We start from the raw sequence: 2,455 nt of genomic DNA, 5'->3' as shown, positions 1-2,455 counted from the left end.
CTCCCCGTATAACGACGGGGAGAAGAGAGCTGAACGCAAGGCCAGCGTCTATTCTGCTACGTTGAAAATCGGCGAAATCGTCGACGGGAGCATCTTTCTCCCCGTCACTATACGGGGAGAAATGCCCGGCAGGGCGATGAGGGGCGACGCAAACCTCAGCTTAAAAATCGCAGCCGCGCCCCCCTCAAATCCCCTAGATGAACTGCACCTGGACGATCTCATATCCCCTGGCACCGCCAGGCGCATTGACTTCGATGGCGTCGCCGACTTCCTTGCCGATGAGCGCACGCGCGATCGGCGAGGAGATCGAGATGCGGCCGGACTTCACGTCCGCCTCCTGGTCGCCGACGATCCGGTAAGTCTTCTTTTCCTCGGTGTCCTCGTCGACCAGCACCACGGTGGCGCCGAACTTGATCTTGTCGCCGCTGAGCTTGCTGACGTCGATCACTTCGGCCCGCGCGATATAATCTTCAAGCTCGTTGACGCGGCCCTCGTTGAGGCTCTGCGCCTCTTTGGCGGCATGATATTCGGCATTTTCGGACAGGTCGCCATGCGAGCGCGCTTCGGAGATCGCCTCGATGATGCGCGGCCGCTCTTCCTGCTGGCGCCAGCGCAGTTCTTCCTTCAATGACGCGAACCCCTCGCCTGTCATCGGGACCTTGTTCATGATGCCTGACCTTTCCTGCTGCCACCCCCGCGTTTCGGGGAAAGCCTTGTCGATGGGTACAAAAAGAAAACGGGTCCGGCAGCCTCGGGCTAACGGAACCGTTTCACCGCAATTTCCCTGAATATAGCAATGTCAGCGGGTTTTTCACGCCCAAAAATCGGTTTTGCTAAAATCATCCCCGTTTTCATCAGCCAGGGCGGTGAATGAGGCTGGGGGCAGCAAAAAGCGGCCGCGATCGCTCGCGGCCGCTTGGAAGAGCCCTGGGATCTTTTCAGCTTCTCATGAAATGGTCGATCTGCTCGGCCAGCATGCCATATTCGCGCGAACCCTTGCCGGTCCGCTTCTCGATTTCCATCAGCTGTTGCCGGGCGCCGGCCAGATCGCCGATCTGCAGATGCGCTTCGCCGAGATATTCGCGCACCAGCGTGTAGTTCGGATCGATGCGCAGCGCTTCCTCGTAATAGCCGAGGCCGACGGTGACGCGGCCGGAATGGCGGTGCGAATAGCCGAGATAGTTGAGGATGCGCGGATCCTGCTTGTTGGCGGCAAGGCTGAGCACGGCGATCGCCTCGTCATAGCGCCCGGCCATCGCCAACGCGTGGCCAGCATCATAGATGCTGTCGTCGTCGAGCATGCCCTCCTGGGGTGCGACGCACTTTTTCTTCTTCTTGTCCCAGACTTCGCCCTTCTTGCATTGGGTGACCGTCTGATCGCTGCCGCCACTGTCACCGCCGGCGGCGAACACTGGAACGGCAAGGAACTGCAGCGCGACAAGGGCAGTCGCCACCTGGATCAGCACTCTTTTATGCATCGAAGCCTCCTGGAGGGTGAGAATGCAACACTAACGCCGGTCGGCTTGCGTTTCATCCCGGAAAATTGCGTGCGGAGAACATCAGGTGACGGATGCCGCAAATCCGCTATCATCCGGCAAACGACCTGAGGGAGACGGCCCTTGCAGCGGCGGCTTGAAAAGGACTGGGAGCTTTCGATCGGCCCCGACACTGTGCGCCTGTTCATCCTCAAGGCCAAGGCGCTGAGTGCGGCCGTCAATGAAGACTATGCCGATGGCGCCGAGCACGAGGTCGAACTCGATGGCGAGTCCCACGTCAACCATCACCATGACGGCCTTGCCGAGGAAAGCTCCGAGAATCTGACCGAGGAAGAGCTGCGTGAGCTGATCAACGACCTCAATGTCGATGAAGCAGCCGAACTGATCGCGCTGGCCTGGGTCGGTCGCGGCGACTACGACGCCACCGAATGGGCGGACGCGCTGGCGGCCGCGCGCGAACGCGCCAACAAGCGCACCGCGAAATACCTGCTTGGCATGCCGCTGCTCGCCGACTGGCTGGAGGAAGGGCTGGAAGCGATCGGTGCGTAACGGAGCGGTTACCGTTCGTGATGCGGCCGAGGCAACCACCTTGCGTCGGCGCCGTTGACGGCGATGGGGTCGATTGTCTTTTCCCGAACGTTCAGGATCTTGTTCGTCATGGCCGTCACGGCCTTACTGGTGATGCCGGCCGAGGCGAGACTTCGCCATCGGCATCACCAGCCGTTGACGCCGAGGATAGAGCAGCCGTTGACACCAAGAGCCGAACAGCCTCTTAAACCGCGAGGCGGAAAGCGCCTGAAACCACGAAGACATCGGTCGGTTACGCCGAAGCAGACACAGCAGAAAACGCAGTCTCCGCTGCCCTTGCCTGCCGATGCTCCGGTGCCTGGACCATCTGTTCCGGCACCAGCGCCCGGCATTCCGGTGCCGGAACCGCGCCCGGCGGACGCTCGGAAGGC

The 2,455-nt window shown here is 61.1% G+C and carries 3 protein-coding genes; 1 reads left to right on the top strand and 2 read right to left on the bottom strand.

The window, feature by feature from the left end:
- Positions 1–193 precede the first annotated feature (193 nt).
- Entirely contained in the window at positions 194–667 is a 474-nt protein-coding gene (greA, locus tag EN939_RS29785; protein WP_013530066.1) for a transcription elongation factor GreA, read from the bottom strand.
- Between the two features lie 271 nt (positions 668–938).
- On the bottom strand, positions 939–1,478 hold the full coding sequence (locus EN939_RS29780) for a tetratricopeptide repeat protein (protein ID WP_127270421.1): 540 nt from the start codon (positions 1,476–1,478) through the stop codon (positions 939–941).
- A 141-nt stretch (positions 1,479–1,619) separates the two neighbouring features.
- On the opposite strand from EN939_RS29780, the gene EN939_RS29775 reads away from it, so the two are divergent.
- Positions 1,620–2,045, top strand: coding sequence for a DUF3775 domain-containing protein (locus tag EN939_RS29775; RefSeq protein ID WP_013530064.1), 426 nt, complete (start codon positions 1,620–1,622; stop codon positions 2,043–2,045).
- The last annotated feature ends 410 nt before the right edge of the window (positions 2,046–2,455 follow it).

This window comes from Mesorhizobium sp. M7A.F.Ca.CA.002.05.1.1 (assembly GCF_003998335.1).
In the GTDB taxonomy this organism is placed as follows: domain Bacteria; phylum Pseudomonadota; class Alphaproteobacteria; order Rhizobiales; family Rhizobiaceae; genus Mesorhizobium.
Note: the sequence above shows the minus strand (reverse complement) of the source record. Positions and strands in the feature narration are given on the sequence as shown.

Bases quoted from the DNA above. Each gene is read 5' to 3' on its own strand.
- EN939_RS29780 (WP_127270421.1), bottom strand. From the start codon at position 1,478: ATGCATAAAAGAGTGCTGATCCAGGTGGCGACTGCCCTTGTCGCGCTG.
- greA (WP_013530066.1), bottom strand. From the start codon at position 667: ATGAACAAGGTCCCGATGACAGGCGAGGGGTTCGCGTCATTGAAGGAA.